Annotated in this window: 19 protein-coding genes; 15 read left to right on the top strand and 4 right to left on the bottom strand. The window is 63.7% G+C overall.

Annotation, left to right across the window (positions count from 1 at the left end):
- Position 1: 1 nt before the first annotated feature.
- From moeA to GM676_RS22125, 3 genes are all read right to left on the bottom strand, one after another.
- Positions 2-1,906, bottom strand: coding sequence for a molybdopterin molybdotransferase MoeA (gene moeA / locus GM676_RS22135; protein ID WP_308936696.1), 1,905 nt, complete (start codon positions 1,904-1,906; stop codon positions 2-4).
- An 8-nt stretch (positions 1,907-1,914) separates the two neighbouring features.
- Positions 1,915-3,024 (bottom strand): GTP 3',8-cyclase MoaA, encoded by a 1,110-nt coding sequence (gene moaA, locus GM676_RS22130; protein WP_155466135.1) that lies wholly within the window; start codon positions 3,022-3,024, stop codon positions 1,915-1,917.
- 106 nt (positions 3,025-3,130) lie between these two features.
- Positions 3,131-6,271 (bottom strand): Rne/Rng family ribonuclease, encoded by a 3,141-nt coding sequence (locus GM676_RS22125; protein ID WP_155466134.1) that lies wholly within the window; start codon positions 6,269-6,271, stop codon positions 3,131-3,133.
- A gap of 670 nt (positions 6,272-6,941) precedes the next feature.
- On the opposite strand from GM676_RS22125, the gene GM676_RS22120 reads away from it, so the two are divergent.
- The 15 genes from GM676_RS22120 to motD all read left to right on the top strand — a co-directional run bounded on the left by GM676_RS22120 (position 6,942) and on the right by motD (position 20,502).
- The gene (locus tag GM676_RS22120; RefSeq protein ID WP_155466133.1) at positions 6,942-7,922 is read left to right on the top strand and encodes an RluA family pseudouridine synthase; all 981 of its coding nucleotides are present in this window, start codon (positions 6,942-6,944) and stop codon (positions 7,920-7,922) included.
- A 10-nt stretch (positions 7,923-7,932) separates the two neighbouring features.
- Positions 7,933-8,592, top strand: a complete 660-nt coding sequence (locus GM676_RS22115) for an HAD-IIIA family hydrolase (RefSeq protein ID WP_155466132.1) — start codon at positions 7,933-7,935, stop codon at positions 8,590-8,592.
- Positions 8,585-8,953: a Rieske (2Fe-2S) protein gene (locus GM676_RS22110; protein ID WP_155466131.1), complete on the top strand. Its 369-nt coding sequence runs from the start codon at positions 8,585-8,587 to the stop codon at positions 8,951-8,953. The genes GM676_RS22115 and GM676_RS22110 overlap by 8 nt, the downstream gene beginning before the upstream one ends.
- Before the next feature lie 24 nt (positions 8,954-8,977).
- Positions 8,978-9,988 carry a S49 family peptidase gene (locus GM676_RS22105; protein ID WP_155466130.1) on the top strand — a complete coding sequence of 337 codons (1,011 nt, stop codon included), beginning with the start codon at positions 8,978-8,980 and terminating at the stop codon, positions 9,986-9,988.
- 279 nt (positions 9,989-10,267) lie between these two features.
- Positions 10,268-10,984, top strand: a complete 717-nt coding sequence (locus tag GM676_RS22100) for a pseudouridine synthase (RefSeq protein ID WP_155466129.1) — start codon at positions 10,268-10,270, stop codon at positions 10,982-10,984.
- Positions 10,981-11,958, top strand: a complete 978-nt coding sequence (locus GM676_RS22095) for a fumarylacetoacetate hydrolase family protein (protein ID WP_155466128.1) — start codon at positions 10,981-10,983, stop codon at positions 11,956-11,958. The genes GM676_RS22100 and GM676_RS22095 overlap by 4 nt, the downstream gene beginning before the upstream one ends.
- Positions 11,959-12,045: 87 nt before the next feature.
- Positions 12,046-13,236, top strand: a complete 1,191-nt coding sequence (flhB, locus tag GM676_RS22090; RefSeq protein WP_155466127.1) for a flagellar biosynthesis protein FlhB — start codon at positions 12,046-12,048, stop codon at positions 13,234-13,236.
- Entirely contained in the window at positions 13,233-15,356 is a 2,124-nt protein-coding gene (flhA, locus tag GM676_RS22085; protein WP_155466126.1) for a flagellar biosynthesis protein FlhA, read from the top strand. Before flhB ends, flhA begins: the two co-directional genes overlap by 4 nt.
- 49 nt (positions 15,357-15,405) lie before the next feature.
- Entirely contained in the window at positions 15,406-15,777 is a 372-nt protein-coding gene (locus tag GM676_RS22080; protein WP_229262819.1) for an RpnC/YadD family protein, read from the top strand.
- A gap of 5 nt (positions 15,778-15,782) precedes the next feature.
- Complete coding sequence (locus GM676_RS32365) at positions 15,783-15,917, top strand: hypothetical protein (RefSeq protein WP_229262818.1); 135 nt, start codon at positions 15,783-15,785, stop codon at positions 15,915-15,917.
- Between the two features lie 108 nt (positions 15,918-16,025).
- Positions 16,026-17,468: a flagellar biosynthesis GTPase FlhF gene (gene flhF / locus GM676_RS22075; protein WP_155466125.1), complete on the top strand. Its 1,443-nt coding sequence runs from the start codon at positions 16,026-16,028 to the stop codon at positions 17,466-17,468.
- Positions 17,461-18,261, top strand: coding sequence for a MinD/ParA family ATP-binding protein (locus GM676_RS22070; protein ID WP_155466124.1), 801 nt, complete (start codon positions 17,461-17,463; stop codon positions 18,259-18,261). Before flhF ends, GM676_RS22070 begins: the two co-directional genes overlap by 8 nt.
- Before the next feature lie 19 nt (positions 18,262-18,280).
- Complete coding sequence (locus GM676_RS22065; RefSeq protein ID WP_155466123.1) at positions 18,281-19,012, top strand: RNA polymerase sigma factor FliA; 732 nt, start codon at positions 18,281-18,283, stop codon at positions 19,010-19,012.
- Entirely contained in the window at positions 18,994-19,740 is a 747-nt protein-coding gene (locus tag GM676_RS22060; RefSeq protein ID WP_155466122.1) for a flagellar motor protein, read from the top strand. The genes GM676_RS22065 and GM676_RS22060 overlap by 19 nt, the downstream gene beginning before the upstream one ends.
- A complete protein-coding gene (gene motD, locus GM676_RS22055) occupies positions 19,741-20,502 on the top strand; it encodes a flagellar motor protein MotD (protein WP_155466121.1) in 762 nt (253 codons plus the stop codon).
- On the opposite strand, the gene GM676_RS22050 is transcribed toward motD, so the two are convergent.
- Positions 20,499-20,975: a flagella synthesis protein FlgN gene (locus GM676_RS22050; RefSeq protein ID WP_155466120.1), complete on the bottom strand. Its 477-nt coding sequence runs from the start codon at positions 20,973-20,975 to the stop codon at positions 20,499-20,501. The two genes, motD and GM676_RS22050, sit on opposite strands and share 4 nt — an antisense overlap.
- Between the last annotated feature and the right edge of the window lie 2 nt (positions 20,976-20,977).

Below are 20,977 nucleotides of genomic sequence, written 5' to 3'. Positions count from 1 at the left end.
GTCAGGTCAGGCCATCGAACAGCATCACGTCGACCATCTGGCCGGCGGCGACGTTGGCCTGGTCGTGGTGCAGGACGACGATGCAATTTGCTTCGCTCATGGAACGCAGGATGCCGGAGCCCTGGGCGCCGGTCAGGCGCACTTGCGGTGTGCCGTCGTTGCCGGTGCTGAGGATACCGCGCTGGTATTCGGTGCGGCCGGGACGCTTGCGGATGGCTTCCGCCGCGCGGGCCTGCGTGGTTTGCTGCTGGCATTGGGTGCCCATCATGCGCAGCAGGGCCGGGCGGGCGAACATGTAGAACGAGACCATCACCGCGACCGGGTTGCCGGGCAGGCCGAATAGCCATGCGCTGTCCTGTTCCGCTTGTACTTTGCCGAAGGCCAGTGGACGGCCGGGGCGCATGGCCAGCTTCCAGAAGGCGACGTCGCCCAGCAGCGCCATGATGTCACGCGTGTAGTCGGCCGCGCCTTCGGAGACGCCGCCGGAAGTGATGATGGCGTCGGCTTGTTGGGCGGCGGCGCGCAAGGCGGCTTGCAGCGCTTGCGGATCGTCCTTGATTACGCCCATGTCGATCACTTCGCAGCCGAGGCGCGTCAGCATGCCGAACAGGGTGTAACGGTTGCTGTCATACACGCAGCCTTCATCGAGTTTGTCACCCAGTGAGCGCAGTTCGTCGCCGGTGGAAAAGAAGGCGACTTTCAGTTTGCGCCGCACGCGCACTTCGCCGATGCCGAGTGAGGCGATCAAGCCCATGTCGGCAGGGCGGATGCGCTTGCCGGCGGCGATGGCGATGCCGCCGGCTTGCAGGTCTTCGCCGGCGCGGCGCAGATTGGCGCCGGCGCGGATGGCGTTGGCGGCGATGGTGACCTGGTCGCCATCGATGGCGGCGGCCAGTTCTTGCGGCAGCACGGTATCGCAGCCGGGTGGGATGGGGGCGCCGGTCATGATGCGCACGCATTCGTTGGCCTGCGGCGCTTGCGTGAACGGATGGCCGGCGTAGGCGGTGCCGATGGTTTTGAATTCACGCGCGCCTTCGCCCGGCAGGTCCGCGCCGCGCAGGGCGTAGCCGTCCATGGCCGAGTTGTCGTGGGCGGGGACGTTGATGGGCGAGATGATGTCGGCGGCCAGCACGCGCTCCAGGGCGGCCAGCAGGGGCAGCGTTTCGGTGGCCTCCACCGGCGCGATGCGCTCGCAGATGAGACGCTGCGCTTCAGCCACCGGCAGCGCTGGTGGATCAGTGTCGCCCGTGCCCGCGCCGTGCGCGGCCGGAGAGCCGTCGTGCGGCGCGGCGGGCGCGGTGCGTTCGTGGTGCTGGAGTTCTTCCAGCGTGTTGATGTTGCTGAACGCCGCGCTGTCGTCGAACAGCACTTCGGCCACTTTCAGCGTCTTGAAGAAGCCTTCCATGCGGCGTGCGCCGGTGTCGAGGTAGGCTTCCAGCTGCGGCAACGTGCTGGCCTTGATCAGGCTGAAGACGGGGTGCGGCTGGCGATACGGCGCATCCTGCTCATCGCGCTCCATGGTCACAGCCATGGCCATGTCGGCGCCTTGCGCTTCCATCGCCGCGTGCAGGCGCTCGGCCAGGTCGAGCGGGAAGAAGGGCGAGTCGCACGGTGCGGTCAGCAGCAACTCGGTCGGACAAAACTGCAAGCCAATCTGCAAGCCGGCCAGCGGCCCGGCAAAGCCATCGAGGAAATCCGGCAGCACCGGCGATGTGCCGGCCAGCGCCTGATACTGCGGCAGGTTGCGATTGGCATTGATCGCCACACTGGCCGCCTGCGGCGACAGGCGATCCAGCACATGCGCCGCCAGCGTGGAACCGCGAAACGGCTGCAAGCCCTTGTCCACGCGGCCCATGCGCGTGCCGCGCCCACCCGCCAGTATCAACCCGGTGACTTTGCTCTTCAAAGACAAAACTATCCCCCGATGTAAGACATTTCCACTTTATTGGCGCTGCGGCGCAGGGCCTCGGTCTGGCTGGTGCGCAGTTCCGAGTAGCGGTCCTCGCGCGCGCGCCACAGGTGCGCCAGCGCGGTGCTGATCTCGGCATCGCTGCGGCCTTCGCGCAGCAGGGCGCGCAGATCGTGGCCGCTGGTGGCGAACAGACAGGTGTACAGTTTACCCTCAGTCGACAGCCGCGCGCGAGTACAGTCCGAACAGAACGCCTGCGATACAGATGAAATCACGCCAACTTCGCCGCTGCCGTCGGTGTAACGCCAGCGCGCGGCGGTCTCGCCGGTGTAGTTGGCGGCCACCGGCTCCAGCGGCATCTCGGCGCTGATGCGGCGGATCACTTCGGCCGAGGGAATCACCTCATCCATCTTCCAGCCGTTGGATGCACCCACGTCCATGTATTCGATGAAGCGCAGGATATACGGGCTGCCACGGAAGTGGCGCGCCATCGGCACGATTTCCTGATCGTTCATGCCGCCCTTGACCACCATGTTGATCTTGATCGGGCCGAGCCCAACCTGATGGGCGGCGTCTATGCCTTTCAGCACATCGCCGACCGCGAAGTCGACGTCGTTCATGCGCTGGAAGATGGTGTTGTCCAATGCGTCCAGCGAAACGGTCACGCGTTGCAGGCCAGCGTCTTTCAGCGATTGCGCCTTGCGGGCCAGCAGGGAGGCGTTGGTGGTCAGCGTCAGGTCCAGTGGCTTGCCGCTGACGGTTTTCAGTTCGGCCAGCATGCCGATCAGTTTTTCGATGTTCTTGCGCAGCAACGGCTCACCGCCGGTCAGGCGGATTTTTTCCACGCCGTGGGCGATGAACAGCTTGGCGATGCGGGTGATTTCTTCAAACGACAGCAGCGAGGTGTGCGGCAGGTATTGGTAGTCGTTGTTGAACACCGCCTTCGGCATGCAGTAGACGCAGCGGAAGTTGCAGCGGTCGGTGACGGAGATGCGCAGGTCGTGCAGGGGCCGCGCCAGGCGGTCGCTCAGCAGGCCGGTTGGCGTTTCCAGCGTTGCGGGGATGGCCGGGGCGTTGCCGCGCTGCTCGGTCATCATGATAATTTTTTCTGCCATATTGCTGTTTAGGAAATGCACTTGCTAATGACTCAGACAGCTACGATAGCATGATAAAAAAAGGGAAGCACGAGGCTTCCCTTTTTTGGCTTGCAGCCGGTGTGGCTTAACGGCGGGTGTCGACCTGGACCAACGGCTCGTCAACCTGCGGCGGCAGCGGCTTGCGCTCGCGTGGCACGCGCACCGGTTGCACGACTTGCGCAGCGGCTTCTTGCGCGGCGCGCAGCTTGGCTGGGTCGGTGGCGGCCAGGGTCAGGCCGGCCGAGCTCAGCACGGTTTGCAGGTCGATCGGAGCCGATGGCGCCGGGACGGCTGCCACTGGCGCTGGGACCGGTGCCGGAGTTGGGGCAGGCGCTGGAGCGGCTGCGACCGGCTCGGCGGCCAGCGGGGCGGCTGGTGCCGGCTCGGCAGCCACGGCTGGCGCTTCCACTGCCGGGGCAGCGGCTTCCACTGCGGCGGCAACAGGAGCGGCTTCCACCACTGGTGCTGCCGCGACAGGTGCGGCTTCCACGACTGCCGGAGCTTCCACGACTGGCGCGGCGGCTTCGGCTGCGACGGCTGGTGCTGGCGCAACTTCCGCGGCGGCAGGCGCGGCTTCGGCTTCGGCAGCGGCAACCGGGGCCGGTGCGCTGGCTTCGACCGGAGCGGCGGCTGGCGCCACAGGCTCGGCGGCCGGAGCGGCTGCCACTGGCGCGGCGACGGCGGCTTCGGCAGCAGGTGCTTCGGCAGCGGCTTCGGCAACCGGCGCTTCGGCAGCGGCCGGTGCGGTGGCTACCGGCGCGGCTTCGACAGCCGGTGCGGCGGTCGCAGTTTCGACGGCTGGCGCTGCGACCACTGCTGCTTCGGCGGCAGCCGTGGCTTGGGCAACATCAGCCACTGGCGAGAAGCTCAGTTCGGCCTGTTCGCCGGTTTCGCCGGCGACGCCTTCCTGGCCTTCCACGCCTTCGCGTTCGCGGCGATTGCGGTTGCGGCCGCCACGACGACGACGACGACGCGGCTCATCACCTTCGCCTGCCACTTCGTTTTCTTCACCTTCCGGACCGGCGTTCGGCGCCGATTTCAGGATGCTGGCGGCGGCGTCGGTGGCTGGACCGGTCGACGGGGCAGTCGCCGGGGCGGCGGCGTTCAATACCAGTTCTTCTGCCTTGGCTTCCACTGGCGCTTTGTCGCCGCGCGGTTCGCGTGGCTGGCGTGCCGGACGCTCGCCACGTTCGGCACGTTCCGGACGCTCGGCGCGCTCAGGACGTTCCGCGCGTTCGCGGGTCTGGCCTTCCACTGCCTGTTCGCGCGGCTCGCGTGCCTCGCGCGGAGGGCGCGGCTGGCGTGGCGGACGGCCGTTGGCGTCCGCCGCCTTGCCTTCTTCCTTGGCAGCGCCCGGTTCTTTCTCTTCGCGCTCGCCACGGCCGCCTTTGCCGCTACGGTTGCGGCCACGTGGGCCACGTGCATTGCGGTCGCCGCGCTCGCCGCCGGCTGGCGTCTTGACCACGATGGTCGGCTGCTGCGGCAGGGCCGGAGCGGCTGGCTTGCCGGTGAAGAAGCTGATCAGCTTGGCAAAGAAGCCTTGCTCGGCTGGTGCCGGCACTGGCGCCGGAGCCGGCTTGATGACGATCTCGGTCGGCTTGCGGTCGACCAGCGGCGCAGGCTGCTCAGGGGTGATGGTCTTGACCATGGCTTCCTGGCGTGGCTTGGCTTCTTCCTTCTGGCGCTTGCTGTAGGCCATGTCGGTTTCGGCTTGTTCGGCCAGGGTGTAGCTGGCGCTGCTGTCTTCCAGGCGCGGATCGTCGTGCTTGATGCGCTCCAGCTTGTAGTGCGGCGTTTCCAGGTGCTTGTTCGGCACCAGAATGATGGTGATGCGGTGGCGGGTCTCGATCTTGAGCACTTCGCCGCGCTTTTCGTTCAGCAGGAAAGCGGCAACGTCCACCGGCACTTGCACGTGGATGGTGGCCGAGTTTTCCTTCATCGCCTCTTCCTGGATGATGCGCAGGACTTGCAGGGCCGACGATTCGGTGTCGCGGATGTGGCCGGTGCCCGAGCAGCGCGGGCAGGTCACGTGCGAGCCCTCTGACAGCGACGGACGCAGGCGCTGACGCGACAGTTCCATCAGGCCGAAGCGGGAAATCTTGCCCATCTGAACGCGGGCACGGTCATGGTGCAGGGCGTCTTTCAGGCGCTGTTCCACTTCGCGCTGGTTCTTGGCCACTTCCATGTCGATGAAGTCGATCACGATCAGGCCGCCCAGGTCGCGCAGGCGCAGCTGGCGGGCCACCTCTTCGGCGGCTTCGCAGTTGGTGTGGAATGCGGTGGTTTCGATGTCGGAACCGCGGGTGGCGCGGGCCGAGTTGACGTCAACCGACACCAGCGCTTCGGTGTGGTCGATCACGATGGCGCCACCTGATGGCAGCGGCACGGTGCGCGAGTACGCGGTTTCAATCTGGTGTTCAATCTGGAAACGCGAGAACAGCGGCACGTCGTCGCTGTAGCGTTTTACACGGTGCACCATGTCGGGCATCACGTGGCTCATGAACTGGTGGGCTTGCTCGTAGATCTCGTCGGTATCGATCAGGATCTCGCCGATATCGGGCTGGAAGTAGTCGCGAATCGCGCGGATCACCAGCGACGACTCCTGGTAGATCAGGAACGCGCCCGAGGCCGACTTGCCGGCGCCTTCAATCGCGCGCCACAGTTGCATCAGGTAGTTCAAGTCCCATTGCAGCTCTTCCACGCTGCGGCCGATGCCGGCGGTGCGGGCAATCACCGACATGCCTGGCGGCAGGTCCAGCTTGTCCATGGTTTCGCGCAATTCCTGGCGCTCTTCGCCTTCCACCCGGCGCGATACGCCGCCGCCGCGTGGGTTGTTCGGCATCAGCACCAGGTAACGGCCGGCCAGCGAGACGAAGGAGGTGAGGGCGGCGCCTTTGTTGCCGCGCTCTTCCTTTTCCACCTGCACCATGATTTCCTGGCCTTCGCGCAGCGCTTCTTTCACCGAAGCGTTACGGACATCCACCCCTTCCTTGAAGTAAGTGCGCGCTACTTCCTTGAATGGCAGGAAGCCGTGGCGATCTTCGCCATAGCTGACGAAGCAAGCTTCCAGCGACGGTTCGATACGGGTGATCACGCCTTTGTAGATGTTGGACTTGCGCTGTTCGCGTCCGGCGGTTTCGATGTCGATATCGATCAGTTTCTGACCATCGACAATGGCTACGCGCAGCTCTTCTTGCTGCGTAGCATTAAACAACATACGTTTCATTTTTATAAACTCCGCGACCCTTGGGCCATGTGTGCCGTCCGGTTTCTTAGGACCGGTGCGGCAAGCTACAGGGATACGCGCGAGAATCGGAACGATTGCGGTGGGTATGCCCATCCTGTGCGGCCGCGTGGGCGACCGCAACTGGGCGCATGAGGTTGATCGACATGCCGAGTGCTCGCTTCATCTGTAGTTCTCCATGCGGCCCCAACGGACGGCAGAAAAGAACAGACGGAGAGCAGCGTCTTAATGGCCAGATCTCGACCAGGCTTACCAACTACAAGTATTGCTACTTCTATAACCGGGCTGGCATCAGCCTGCGGTTGAGCTTGCAGTGAGCATGGGGTCTGGCGAAAACGGCAAGCGTTATCAACTACTCATCAACCGGCCAGCCCAACTTATGATCTGGCTGACCGGACTTTATCCTTACTATCCAATCATTCTTCTTCAGCATCCCTGCCGCCATCCGATTACAACTACGGTGCAACCTTGATTTCAGCAGGGATGGTGCGCATACATTTTTTCCTCTGAATTTGCAATTTGGCGAGGCCAGTGGAGACGCCCCTGTGTAAAATGTGCTTTTATTCTTACACTTGCCGCAGTTAGAACCGCAGCGAAACGATTATATATTCAAAATGAAGGACTTAGAGAGATTTCTGGGAAGACAGAGCAAATGAAGATGCAAAAAGATGTTGTTCCCGCTTCAACGTCCGCCCCGCTGCAAGCCCAATTCGTCACAATTACTGAAGAAGAAGCCGGTCAACGGATCGATAACTACCTGTTGCGCGTTTGCAAAGGCGTGCCGAAAAGTCACGTCTATCGTATCCTGCGCTCGGGTGAAGTGCGCGTTAACAAAGGTCGCATCGACCAGCTGTACCGTCTGGTACAGGGCGATGTGGTGCGGATTCCGCCGATCCGCCTGGCGGAAAAACCGGAAAACCATGTGCCGGCCGCCGAATTCAAGATTATTTTCGAGGACAGCCACCTGCTGGTGATCGACAAGCCGGCCGGCGTGGCCGTACACGGTGGTTCCGGCGTGTCGTTTGGCGTGATCGAGCAGTTGCGCGCTTCGCGTCCGGACGCCAAGTTCCTGGAGCTGGTGCACCGCCTGGACCGCGAAACCTCGGGCCTGTTGTTGCTCGCGAAGAAGCGATCGGCCCTGACCAGCCTGCACGAGCAGATGCGCGACGGCGAGACCGACAAGCGCTATCTGACCATGGTGGCCGGCGACTGGAAAAACGCCCGCCAGCACATCAAGCTGGCCTTGCACAAATACACCACCGCCGACGGCGAACGCCGGGTGTCGGTGTCGGAAGACGGCATGCCGTCGCACACGATTTTCTCGTTGCTTAAGAAATTCGATGGTTTTGCTCTGCTGGAAGCCGAGCTGAAGACCGGGCGCACCCACCAGATCCGCGTTCATCTGTCATCGTCGGGCTTCCCCATCCTTGGCGACGACAAATACGGCGATTTCCCGCTTAACAAAGCCCTGCAAAAAGCCACTGAAACGCGCGGTGCGCTCAAGCGGATGTTCCTGCACGCACATCAAATAACGTTCACTCATCCCGAATCCGGTAAAAACATGACGCTGAACGCACCTTTGGCCGCCGAATGTGAGCGATTCTTGGTAAGCTTGGGCAAACCTCTTAACTAATCGCAAACACATGGCAAGAAAGCAATTTGATCTGATCGTCTTCGATTGGGATGGAACCTTGATGGATTCCACCTCAACCATCGTGAAGTGCATTCAGGCGGCCGCGCGCGACCTGAAGCTGCCGGTGCCGGGCGATGACCGTGCCGCCCATGTCATCGGACTGGGCTTGCACGAAGCCATGCAGGCGGTGCTGCCGGACATCGATCCGGCCTTCTATCCGCGCATGGTGGAGCGCTACCGCTATCATTTCCTGTCGCGCGATCACGAAATCAGCCTGTTCCCCGGCGTGCACGACATGCTGGAGGAGCTGTCGCAGAACGGCTATTTCCTGGCCGTGGCCACCGGCAAGAGCCGGGTTGGCTTGAACCGCGCCATGAATGATGTCAAAGTATTGTCGCTGTTCGATGCCACCCGTTGTGCCGACGAAACCTTTTCCAAGCCGCACCCGGCCATGCTGCAAGAGCTGACCAGGGAATTGGGCCAGGATATGCGACGTACGGTGATGATCGGCGATACTACCCACGATCTGCTGATGGCCAACAACGCTGGCGCGGCCGGCATCGCGGTCGAGTATGGCGCGCATCCGGTCGACCAGTTACATGCCTGCAATCCGCTGTACTCGGCCAAGACGGTGGCCGAGCTGCATCAATGGCTGAGCGAACATGCCTGATGACATCCTGATCTGCGCTGCGGACGCCATCGTGGATGGCGGCAAGGGCGTGCGCTTTGCGCTGACGGCCGGCGGCGAGGACGCGACCGGCTTTGTGGTGCGTCATGGCGGCAAGGCGTTTGCGTACCTGAACCGCTGCGCCCACGTGCCGATCGAACTGGACTGGAACGAAGGCGACTTCTTCGAGTCCAGCAAGCTGTACCTGATGTGTTCGACCCACGGCGCGATTTATGTGCCGGAAACCGGTCAGTGCGCCGGCGGCCCGTGCCGGGGTGGCCGGCTGCGGCCGATCGCCGTGGTGGAGCGCGATCAGAACATTTACTGGCAGCCGGACGACTACGTGCGTCCGGCACGTGCCTGATTTAAAACCAAAAACCAGCATTCCATGAGCGACGATACCGACATCGACACCCCTTCGACTCCCGCACCGCAGCCGGCCAAGCCGGCCGTGAGCGCTTCCAACTGGGAGCGCGAAGTGCTGGAAAAGCTGGTGTTTGCCACGCTGAAAGAGCAAAAGGCGGCGCGCCGCTGGGGCATTTTCTTCAAGGCGCTGACCTTGCTGGTGGTGGTGTTCGCGCTCAGCGCCTACTTCGACTACAGCTGGACCGGCTCGGATGGCGAGGCGCTGGGCCGCCATACGGCGCTGATCGAGGTGGAAGGCTCGATCGAATCCGAGGGCAGCGGCTCGGCCGCCGTGGTGATCCCGGCGCTGAACAAGGCGTTCTCCGACAGCGGGTCGGTGGCGGTGGTGCTGCATATTAATAGTCCCGGCGGCAGCCCGGTGCAGGCCGGCATGATCGTCGACGAGATGATCCGCCTGCGCAAAGGCTATCCGGGCAAGCCGCTGTACGTGGTGGTGGACGAGATTTGCGCTTCCGGCTGCTATTACATCGCGGCCGGCGCCGACCGCATCTACGTCAACAAGGCCAGCATCATCGGTTCGATTGGCGTGCTGATGGATGGCTTCGGCTTCACCGGTGTGATGGAAAAAGTGGGCGTTGAGCGACGTCTGTTGACTGCCGGCGAGAACAAAGGCTTCATGGACCCGTTCAGCCCGCTGACCGAAAAGCACAAGCAGCACGCGCAAGCCATGCTGAATGAAATCCACCAGCAATTCATCCAGGTGGTGCGCAACGGCCGCGGCAAGCGTCTGAAGGAAACCCCGGAGATGTTCTCCGGCCTGTTCTGGACCGGCGCCAAGGCCATCGACATGGGCCTGGCCGACGCCTACGGCACGGTCGACAGCGTGGCGCGCGACGTGGTCAAGGCCGAGGATATCGTCGACTACACCCAGCACGAAGGCTTGCCGGAACGCGTGTTGAAGAAATTTGGCGCGGCCATGGGCGCCGGCGCCATGAAGTCGGCCGTGGAGACCGCCAAGCCCAGCCTGCGTTAGCCGTGGTTGTCGGATGACTGGCTGGGCGATTAATATTATCAATACGGCCTGATTTTCACTTGCAGAACCCTTTTGTTGAACTATATTGGTGTTGTAGTTCTTACCTAGGGGGGCAAATATAAACACTTTCCGGTTGTGCAGTACAACGTAGAGAACTACTCAGCTGCACCATGGGTGCGGAGTAGAGCGAATTTCGATTCCTCATATAAGTCCCTTTGTGGGGCTGAAAACGGCGGCGCAATGCCGCTGTTTTCTTTTGCGCGGTGTAAAATCCCGCCCATGAGCAAATTCTCCCTGGACCGCATCCTGCAATCGCAGGGCTACGGCACCCGCAAATTCTGCCGCACCCTGATCGAGGACGGCGAAGTGACCATTAACGGCGTGGTGCATGACAATTACAAAGAAACCATCGAAACCGATGGCCTGGTGTTCCGCCTGTTCGATGAGGACGTGCTGTACCGCGAACACGTCTACATCGCGCTGCATAAACCCGCCAACTACGAATGTTCGCGCAAGCCCAGCCATCATCCGGGCGTGCTGACCCTGCTGGCGGAAGAGCTGACCTGGCGCGATGTGCAGCCGGTCGGCAGGCTCGACCATGACACCACCGGCATGCTGCTGATGTCGGACGATGGCGCGTTTATCCACGCACAATCGTCGCCGAAGCGCCACGTTCCCAAGATTTACCAGGCCACCACGGCCGAGCCCGTGACCGATGAGCTGATCGCGCAAATGCTGGCTGGCGTGCAGTTGCACGACGAACCGGCGCCGCTGGCGGCGCTCACTTGCATCAAGCGCGGCGAGCACCAGCTGGAAATCGTGCTGGAGCAGGGCAAATACCATCAGGTCAAGCGCATGCTGGCGGCCGCCGGCAACCACTGCGCGGCCCTGCACCGCTCGGCCATCGGCAAGCTGGAACTGGCTTCGCTCGACCTCAACGAAGGCGAATGGTGCTACCTCACCCCTGAACAACTCGCTCTGCTGACACCCGAATGAAACTCGCTACCCTGAAAGACGGCACCCGCGACGGCCAGCTGATGGTGGTCTCGCGCGACCTGAAAACCGCGCAACTGGCCGACGGCGTCGCCCGCACCCTGCAACGCGCGCTGGACGACTGGACCTTCATCTCGCCGCAACTGGATGCCCTCTATCAGGAACTGAACCGGGGCGGCGGCCGCCGCAGTTTCGACTTCGATCCGGCCAACTGCATGGCACCCCTGCCGCGCGCCTTCCAGTGGGCCGACGGTTCGGCCTACGTCAATCATGTCGAGCTGGTGCGCAAGGCGCGCGGCGCCGAGCTGCCGGCCTCGTTCTGGGAGGAGCCGCTGATGTACCAGGGCGGCAGCGACGATTTCCTTGGCCCGACCGACGACATCGCGCTGGCGCGTGAAGAATGGGGCATCGATTTCGAAGCGGAAGTGTGCGTGATCACCGACGATGTGCCCGTGGGCGTCACCGCGGACCAGGCCCACCAGCGCATCCGCCTGCTGATGCTGGCCAATGACGTGTCGCTGCGCAATCTGATTCCGGACGAGTTGGCCAAGGGTTTCGGCTTCCTGCAATCCAAGCCGGCCACCAGCTTCTCGCCGGTGGCGGTCACGCCGGACGAGCTGGGCGATGCGTGGAAGAGCGGCAAGGTGCACCTGCCGCTGCTGTCGACCTGGAACGACAAGCTGGTCGGCAAGCCGCAGGCCGGCGTCGACATGGTGTTCAATTTCCCGCAATTGATCGCCCATCTGGCCAAGACCCGCAATGTGCGGGCCGGTTCCATCATCGGCTCCGGCACCGTGTCCAACAAGGACAGCAAGAAGGGCTACTCCTGCATCGCCGAGCAGCGCTGCCTGGAGATGATCGCCGGCGGCGAGCCGGTCACGCCGTTCATGGCGTTTGGCGACACCATCCGCATCGAGATGCTGGACGACGGCAAATCGGTGTTCGGCGCCATTCATCAAACCATCAAGCAAGCCTGAGTTTCCTGCCGTATTCGAGGGATGATCTTGCCGTGCCGCAATCGATAATGGCACGGTCGAGATCAACTTAAGCAGCAGGCAGACCAAATGGCAGAAGACAGCGACGCCGAAAAGACCGAACCCGCGTCAGCGAAGCGCCTCGAGCAGGCGCGTGAGGAAGGTGACGTTCCCCGATCGCGGGAAGTGGCGACGTTTACCGTGCTGATGGCGGCGGGCGCCGGGTTGTGGATGACCGGCGACGGCCTGGTGCGCCAGCTGCAAAGCGTGCTGGTGTCCGGTCTCAAGCTGGACCAGGAGCAAATCTTCAATGCCGACGTGCTGTTCCATCGCATCGCCGTGGACGTGGTGCAGGTGCTGATCGCCTGCCTGCCGCTGGGCGTGGCGGTGATGGTGGTGGCGCTGGCCTCGCCCATGCTGGTCGGCGGCTGGCTGTTCAGCGGCAAGGCCTTCATGCCGAACTTTAACAAGCTCAATCCCATCAACGGCATCAGCAATATGTTTTCGACCAATGCGCTGGTCGAGCTGGTGAAGGCCATCCTGAAAACCATCGTGGTCGGCTTCGTCACCTGGCTGGTGGTGTTGAAGTACAAGGACGCGGTGATCGGCTTGTCGCTGGAACCGCTCAAGCTGGGCATCGGCCACACGCTGAACATGCTGGCCTCCAGCTTCATGTTCATTGTCGGCGCGCTGGGCCTGATCGCGGCCATCGACGGCCCGTACCAGATGTGGCACTACGCCAACAAGCTGAAGATGACGCGCCAGGAACTGATCCAGGAATCGAAAGAGTCCGACGGTAACCCGCAGATCAAGGGCAAGATCCGCCAGCTGCAACGCGAGATGGCCAAGCGCCGCATGATGGCCGACGTGCCGACCGCCGACGTGGTGGTGACCAACCCGACCCACTACGCGGTGGCGCTCAAGTACAACGATGGCATGCGCGGCGCGCCGAAGGTGGTGGCCAAGGGCACCGACGAGGTGGCGGCCAAGATCCGCGAAATCGCCAGGGAGCACAAGGTCACGCTGCTGGAAGCGCCGGCGCTGGCGCGCGCGCTGCACAAGCACAGCGAGATCGGCGACGAGATTCCGGAGCAACTGTACGCCGCCGTGGCCGAGGTGCTGGCCTATGTCTTCCAGCTGCGCCTGTTCAGCAGCGGCAAGGGCAAGTACCCGGACAAGCCGCGCAAACTCGACGTGCCGCCAACCATGGACCCGCTGGACCCGGCTTACATTCCCAAGCATGGCCCGCAAGCAGATTTGAATAACGGAGCATCCGCATGAACGCCCTCAGCAACGTGAAACTGCCGCCGTGGCTGCAAGGCCTGGCCACCGCGCAAAACAAGGCCAGCCTGGCGGCGCCTATCCTGATCATCATGCTGCTGGCGATGATGATCCTGCCGCTGCCGGCCTTCGTGCTGGACATGTTCTTCAGCTTCAATATCGCGCTGTCGGTGATCGTGCTGCTGACCGCGCTGTACACGGTCAAGCCGCTGGACTTCATGGCTTTCCCGACCATCCTGCTGCTGTCGACCATGCTGCGGCTGGCGCTGAACGTCGGCTCGACCCGCGTGGTGCTGACCGAGGGCCACACCGGCGCCGACGCGGCCGGCAAGGTGATCGAGGCGTTCGGCCACTTCCTGATCGGCGGTAACTACACGGTCGGTATCGTGGTGTTCGTGATCCTGACGATTATTAACTTTGTGGTGGTGACCAAGGGCGCGGGCCGTATCGCCGAGGTGGGCGCGCGTTTCGCCCTGGACGCCATGCCGGGCAAGCAGATGGCGATCGACGCCGACCTCAACGCCGGCCTGATCGGCGAGGCCGAGGCCAAGAAGCGCCGCAGCGAAGTGTCGATGGAAGCCGAATTCTACGGCGCCATGGACGGTGCCTCGAAATACGTGCGCGGCGATGCCGTGGCCGGCATTCTGGTGACGGTGATCAACGTGGTGGGCGGCCTGCTGGTCGGTATCATCCAGCACGACATGCCGTTTGCCGACGCGATCAAGAACTACACGCTGCTGGCCATCGGTGACGGCCTGGTGGCGCAGATTCCGTCGCTGGTGATTTCGATCGCGGCCGGTATCGTGGTGTCGCGCGTGGCCAGCGACCAGGACATCGGCGCGCAGCTGATGGGGCAGCTGTTCGCCAAGCCGCAGGTCATGTACATCACCGGCGCCATCATCGGCGGCATGGGTTTGATTCCGGGCATGCCGAATCTGGTGTTCCTGTTGCTGGGCGGCGCGCTGATTGGCGCCGGCTATCTGATGACCAAGCGCGCCACGCAGAAGACGACGGACGAGGTGGCGGCGGCCGAAGCGGCGGCGCCGGCCGCGGCCGCGGCGGCCGAGCAGGAGGAGGCCAGCTGGCAGGACGTGATGCCGGTCGATACCCTGGGCCTGGAAGTCGGCTACCGCCTGATTCCGCTGGTCGACAAGACGCAGGGCGGCGAGCTGCTCAAGCGCATCAAGGGCATCCGCAAGAAGTTTGCGCAGGAGGTCGGCTTCCTGGCGCCGCCGGTGCACATCCGCGACAACCTGGAGTTGAAGCCATCGGCGTACCGCATCGCGCTCAAGGGCGTGGAGGTGGGCACGGGCGAGGCGTACAACGGCCAGTTCCTGGCCATCAATCCCGGCATGGCGAGCGGCACCTTGCAGGGCATGGTGACCACCGATCCGGCCTTCGGCCTGCCGGCCGTGTGGATCGACGCCAGCCTGCGCGACCAGGCGCAGGGCATGGGCTACACCGTGGTCGATGCCGGCACGGTGGTGGCCACGCACCTGAATCACCTGATCACCACCCACGCGTCCGAGCTGCTGGGCCGCGCCGAGGTGCAGCAACTGCTGGATCACCTGGGCAAGGAAGCGCCGAAGCTGGTGGAAGACCTGGTGCCGAAGCTGATTCCGCTGTCGACCTTGCAGAAGGTGTTGCAAAACCTGCTGGCCGAAGGCGTGCACATCCGCGACATGCGCAGCATTATCGAGACCTTGTGCGAGCATGCGTCGTACACCCAGGACGCGGGCGACCTGACCGCGCTGGTGCGCATCGCGCTGGGGCGGGCGATTGTGCAGCAGCTGTTCCCTGGCGCGGGCGAGTTGTCGGTGATGACGCTGGATAACCGTCTGGAGCGTTTGCTGATGCAGGCCTTGGCGGCCAGCGGTCCGGACGGCGCCGGCATCGAGCCGGGCCTGGCCGACACCATCGCCCAGCAGGCGCAACAGGCCGCGGCGCAGCAGGAAGCGCTGGGGCTGACGCCGGTGCTGCTGGTGCCGGGACCGTTGCGCGCCTTGCTGTCGCGCTTCCTGCGCCGCGCCTTGCCACAACTGAAAGTGCTGTCGCACGCCGAAATCCCGGAAAGCAAAACCATCCGCGTCACCGCGCTGGTGGGCCAGCAACCGGCCTGAGTTTGATCCAGCGCGAAGCGCCGCCATTCAGGCCGCCTAGACTGCCTGAATGAACGACGACTACGACACGCCATGGAAGGAAGTGGTCACACGCTATTTCCCTGAATTCATGGCCTTCTATTTTCCTGACGCGCACGCGGCCATCGACTGGTCGCGTCCGTATGATTTTCTCGACCAGGAGCTGGCGGCCCTTTCTCGGGACGCGGCGCTGGGCAAACGCCTGCTCGACAAGCTGGTGCGCGTGCATTTGCACGATGGCGGCGAGCAATGGGTACTGATCCATCTGGAAGTACAGGGGTTTAGCGACGCAGGGTTTGCTGAGCGGATCTTTTTGAACGCGCTGGCCGCAAGATCGGCAGGCAGGAGGGCTTGCTGGAAGGGCGGCAGGAAGGGCGGCAGGAAGGGCGCTATACCTTGCTAGCCGCTATGCTCGCCAAACGCTTTGGCGCGCTGGATCCGGTGGTCATGGCGCGGCTGGCAACGGCGGACGCGGAGCAGCTATCGGCCTGGGCGTTGAATACGCTCGACGCCCGCTCGCTCGACGAGGTTTTCCGCGACTGAATTGCGGCCCATTTCCAGCCTTGTTCATCGGATCGTTTCCAAGATGCATCGTCAATAATGGAAGCATAGGAGTGAAGCTGCTCCATTTGCTTTCCACGAGAGACGGTCATGAACGTTAAAAAATTTACCGCGTCGACTTCCCGCGAAGCGCTGCGCAAAGTCCGCGAATCGCTCGGCCCCGACGCCGTGATCCTGTCCAACCGCCAGTCCGATGGCGTGGTTGAAATCCTCGCCCTCGCCAACGACGATGCCGCCTCGCTGGCCATGCCCGCGCCGCATTCGCCGATGGCCGAACCGGCACCGTCGCTGGACCTCGGCGCCATCCCGGCCGTCCCGGCCGGCCGCGTCGAGCCGCGCTTTGAAGACGAACTGCCGCACATGTCGCCGCCAGTGGCCGCCAAGCAGGCCGGCCTGCCGCAGCAGCCGCAACGCCGCGTGGTCGCCTCGCATTCGTCGCTGGCCACCAAGGTCGCCGCTGCCGCACCGGCGCCGGCGCCAGCAGCGCCAGCCAAGGCCGCACCGTCCATCGACGCCAACCAGATCGCCGCCATGGTCAGCGCCGCCGTTGCCAGCGCCAAGGAATCGGCCGCCGCCGAAATGAGCGGCATGATGAATGAAATCCGCGCCATGCGCGGCATGATGGAAACCCAGCTGGCCGAACTGTCCTGGGGTGCGACGCAGGCGCGCGAGCCGCACAAGACCGCCGTGCTGCGTTCCATGCTGGCGGCCGGTTTCTCGGCCAGCCTGGCCCGCTACCTGATCGAAAAACTGCCGGCCAATCAGCGCGACGCCGCCGACAGCCTGCGCTGGATGAAGACCGTCCTCACGCGCAATCTGCAAACCATGGCCAACGAAGATGCGCTGATCGACCAGGGCGGCGTGTTCGCACTGGTCGGTCCGACCGGCGTCGGCAAGACCACCAGTACCGCCAAGCTGGCCGCGCGCTGCGTGATGCGCCACGGCCCGGACAAGCTGGCCCTGATCACCACCGACGCCTACCGTATCGGCGCCCATGAGCAGCTGCGCATCTACGGCAAAATCCTGGGCGTGATGGTGCATTCGGTCAAGGATGAGGCCGACCTGCGCATCGCCCTCAAAGAACTCAAGAACAAGCACACCGTGCTGATCGACACGGTCGGCGTCAGCCAGCGCGACCAGATGGTGACCGAGCAAGTCTCCATGCTGCAAGGCGCCGACGCCAACGTCAAACGCCTGCTGTGCCTGAACGCCACCGCCACCCAGGAAACCCTGAGCGAAGTGGTGCGCGCCTATCAGGGCAGCGGCCTGGCCGGCTGCATCATGACCAAGCTGGACGAGGCGGCCGCCATCGGCAATGTGCTGGACGTGGTGATCCGTCACAAGCTCAACCTGTTCTACGTGTCCAACGGCCAGCGCGTGCCGGAAGACCTGCACCTGGCCGACCCGGCCTATCTGATCGACCGCGCTTTCAAATTGAAACGCGAGATCGTCAACACCCAGTACCAGGACGCGGAACTGCCGCTGTTGATGAGCAACGATAACCATGGACTGCGCGAGGTGCATCTTGGCTAACTTCAATTTCGACCAGGCGGAGGGACTGCGCCGCATGCTGGCGGGGCCGCAGCCCCGCATCGTCACCTTCCTGTCGGCCGCGCCGCAGGACGACAAAGGTTCCATGCTGGTCAACCTGGGCGCCTCGCTGTCCCGCGCCGGCAACGACGTGCTGATCGTCGACGCCTGCGCCAGCGCCCATGGCGTGGCCTCGCGGCTCGGCGTCGACGGCGGCCACAGCCTGCTGAACGTGGCGCGCCAGGAGTGCGGCCTGAACCAGGTCATCCATCAGGTGCCGCAGGGTTTTGCTGTGGCGTCCATGACACGCGGCGCGGCGCGCTCCGGCCCGGACGAAACGCGCCGCCTGGCCAAGGCCTTCGATGTGATGGCCAAGCAAACCGGCATGGTGCTGGTGGATGGCGAATTCGACGGCGAGGCGTTCCCGGTGCCGGTCATGGCCAGCTCGGAAATCGTGGTGCAAGTCTCTAATAGCGCTACCTCGATCAAGGCCGCCTACAGTATGATTAAGCGGTTGAACCAGGAACTGGGCCGGCGGCCGTTTGGCATTCTGGTGACCGGGGCTTCCGAATCGGAAGCAAAGGTGGTATACGATAATATGGCACAGGCGGCCAGCCGCTATCTGGCGGTGAATCTGGTTTCCATGGGTTCGGTGCCGGCGGACGAATACCTGCAACGTGCCGCGCGCTTGGGGCGCGCGGTGGTTGACGCGTTTCCGCTGGCCGGGGCTTCAGTCGCGTTCCGTCAACTGGCGGGGCGCTTCGCGCTGGGGGGAAATAGCCAACTCAGTGCTTAATTAATACAAAAATATTCGAATGTACACGGTAAAAGGGAAAGCGGACAAGGACACCTTACTGACGGAACACATGCCGTTGGTCAAGCGCCTGGCCCACCACATGAAGGCGAAACTGCCGCCCAGCGTCGAAGTCGACGATCTGGTGCAAGCCGGAATGATCGGCCTGCTAGACGCCATCAGCCGTTACGAAGAAACGCACGGCGCCCAGTTTGAAACCTACGCGGTGCTGCGCATCCGCGGCGCCATGCTGGATGAGTTGCGCAACAGCGATTGGCTGCCGCGCTCGCTGCGCCAGAACATGCGCAAGGTCGAGGCGGCGATGTCCACCTTGCAGCAGCGCCTGGGCCGGCCGCCGAGCGAATCGGAAGTGGCCAAGTCGCTCAAGCTGTCGCTGGCCGATTATCAGGAAATGCTGTCCGACGGCGGCGGCCACCAGCTGGTCTACTACGAAGACTTTCATGACGATGACGGCAACGACAGTTTCCTCGACCGTTACGCCTCGGATGACGAAGCCGATCCGCTGCGCTCGCTGCTGGACGGCGACTTCCGCCAGGCCGTGATCGACGCCATCGACGCCTTGCCGGAGCGGGAGAAAATGCTGATGGGCCTGTATTACGAAGAGGAGCTCAACTTGAAAGAAATCGGCGCCGTGATGGGTGTCTCCGAATCGCGCGTATCGCAGCTGCATACGCAAGCCGTGGCGCGCCTGCGCGCCTCACTCCGGGAGCGGTCTTGGACTGGGCCAGCGTAGCCGGCGTCCTGGTGGCGCTGGCCGGCATCGTCATCGGCCAGGGACTGGAAGGCGGCAAGGTCACCTCCTTGCTGCAACCGGCGGCGTTTGCCATCGTGGTGGTCGGCACCTTTGGCGCCGTGCTGCTGCAAACGCGGCCCAGGACCCTGCTGCGCGGCCTGCGCATGCTGCGGCTGGTGTTCGCGCCGCCGCCCGACACCCGCGCCGCGCTGGCGCGCGACATCAACGCCTGGAACCTGGCGGCGCGGCGCGACGGCCTGCTGTCGCTGGAGCGCTACATGCTGGCGTCCAAGGACAAGTTCAACACCAAGGGCCTGCGCCTGATCGTCGACGGCATCGCGCCCGACAAGCTGCGCCAGCTGCTGGACACGGAAATCACCGCCTATGAAACGGAAGAGCGCCAGGCGGTGCGCATCTGGGAATCGGCGGCCGGCTATTCGCCCACCATCGGCATCCTGGGCGCGGTGCTGGGTTTGATCCACGTGATGGAAAACCTGACCGACCCGAGCAAGCTGGGCTCCGGCATCGCGGTGGCGTTTGTGTCCACCATCTACGGCGTTGGCCTGGCCAATCTGTTCTTCTATCCGATTGCGAATAAATTGAAAGCCATCGTCACCCAGGCCGTGCACCAGCAGGAGATCGCGGCGGCGGTGTTCTACGATATCGCCACCGGCGACCACACGCGCGTGATCGACGAACGCATCGCCACGCTGCTGCGGGAGCACTGAATGCAGTACCGGCGCGCGCGCAGGAAGTTCGACGACGAACCCGAGAACCACGAGCGCTGGCTGATCTCCTACGCCGATTTCATCACGCTGCTGTTTGCCTTCTTTGTTGTGATGTATGCGATTTCGGCGGTCAACATCGGCAAGTACAAAATCTTTTCCGACGCGCTGGGTGACGCCTTTGGCGGCAAGGGCGCGGCGCAGCCGGTCAATACCGAGGTGCCGAATCTGCCGGTGCCCAATCCCGCCATCAAGCGCCGCAATGAGCTGCTGCGCAAGGAAAAGGAACAGATGACCAAGCTGGCGCAGGACTTGTTGTCCACCATGGCGCCACTGGTGAAAGAGGGCAAGGTGCGGGTGACGCAGAACAGCCGCGGCGTCAGCGTCGAGATCAATGCCTCGGTGCTGTTCGATCCGGGCGACGCGCGCCTGATGCCGGAATCGGTGGAGGCGCTGCGCGCGGTGGCCGCTCTGCTCAAGGGCGACAGCCATGACGTGCAGGTGGAAGGCCATACCGACAATCAGCCGATCGGCAATACCCGTTTCCCGTCCAACTGGGAGCTGTCCTCGGTGCGCGCCAGCAGCGTGGTGCGCCTGTTCATCGATGCTGGCGTGGCGCCGCAGCGCTTGACGGCCGTGGGCTACAGCGCCAACGTGCCGGTGGCCGACAACGACACGCCGCAAGGACGCGCGCGCAACCGCCGCGTGGCGGTGACCATTTTGTCGGGCATTCCCGACCCAAGCACGGAAGTGCCGACCAATTAGCCGGCGAGGAAGCCGCGGCTGCGCGGCAGGGAAGTGGAGATGCCGGCCGGGCCGTAGAAGTTGTTGGCCGTGCCGTTCTGCGGACGCAGCGCTTGCAGCGCGCCTTGGGTGTGGCCCATTTGCTTGTTGATCAACATGCCATTCACGCGGTTCAGCTCCTTGGCCTCGCGCGTGTGCCGCAACAGCGCCTGCCACAGGCTGGCCGATTCCGCGCGCGCGTCGCCGCTGGCGGCGATCCACGCGTCCATGCCGGCTTCCTCGGCCGGAAAGCCGCATTTGCCCAGGGAACGGTGACGTTGCGCCGACAACAGGGTCATTTGCGTGACCAGCGCGGTCTTGCGGGTGGTGATGGCCGGCAGGGCCTCGATTTCCGCCGTCACCAGCAGATGCTGTTCCTGGCGCAGCACATCCAGCAGGGTGGACATGATCTGTTCTTCTTCGCGCAGGCTGTTCAGCGGGGTGACGGTGGTCATGA

Source organism: Duganella radicis (assembly GCF_009720825.1).
Classification (GTDB): domain Bacteria; phylum Pseudomonadota; class Gammaproteobacteria; order Burkholderiales; family Burkholderiaceae_D; genus Rugamonas; species Rugamonas radicis.
Note: the sequence above shows the minus strand (reverse complement) of the source record. Positions and strands in the feature narration are given on the sequence as shown.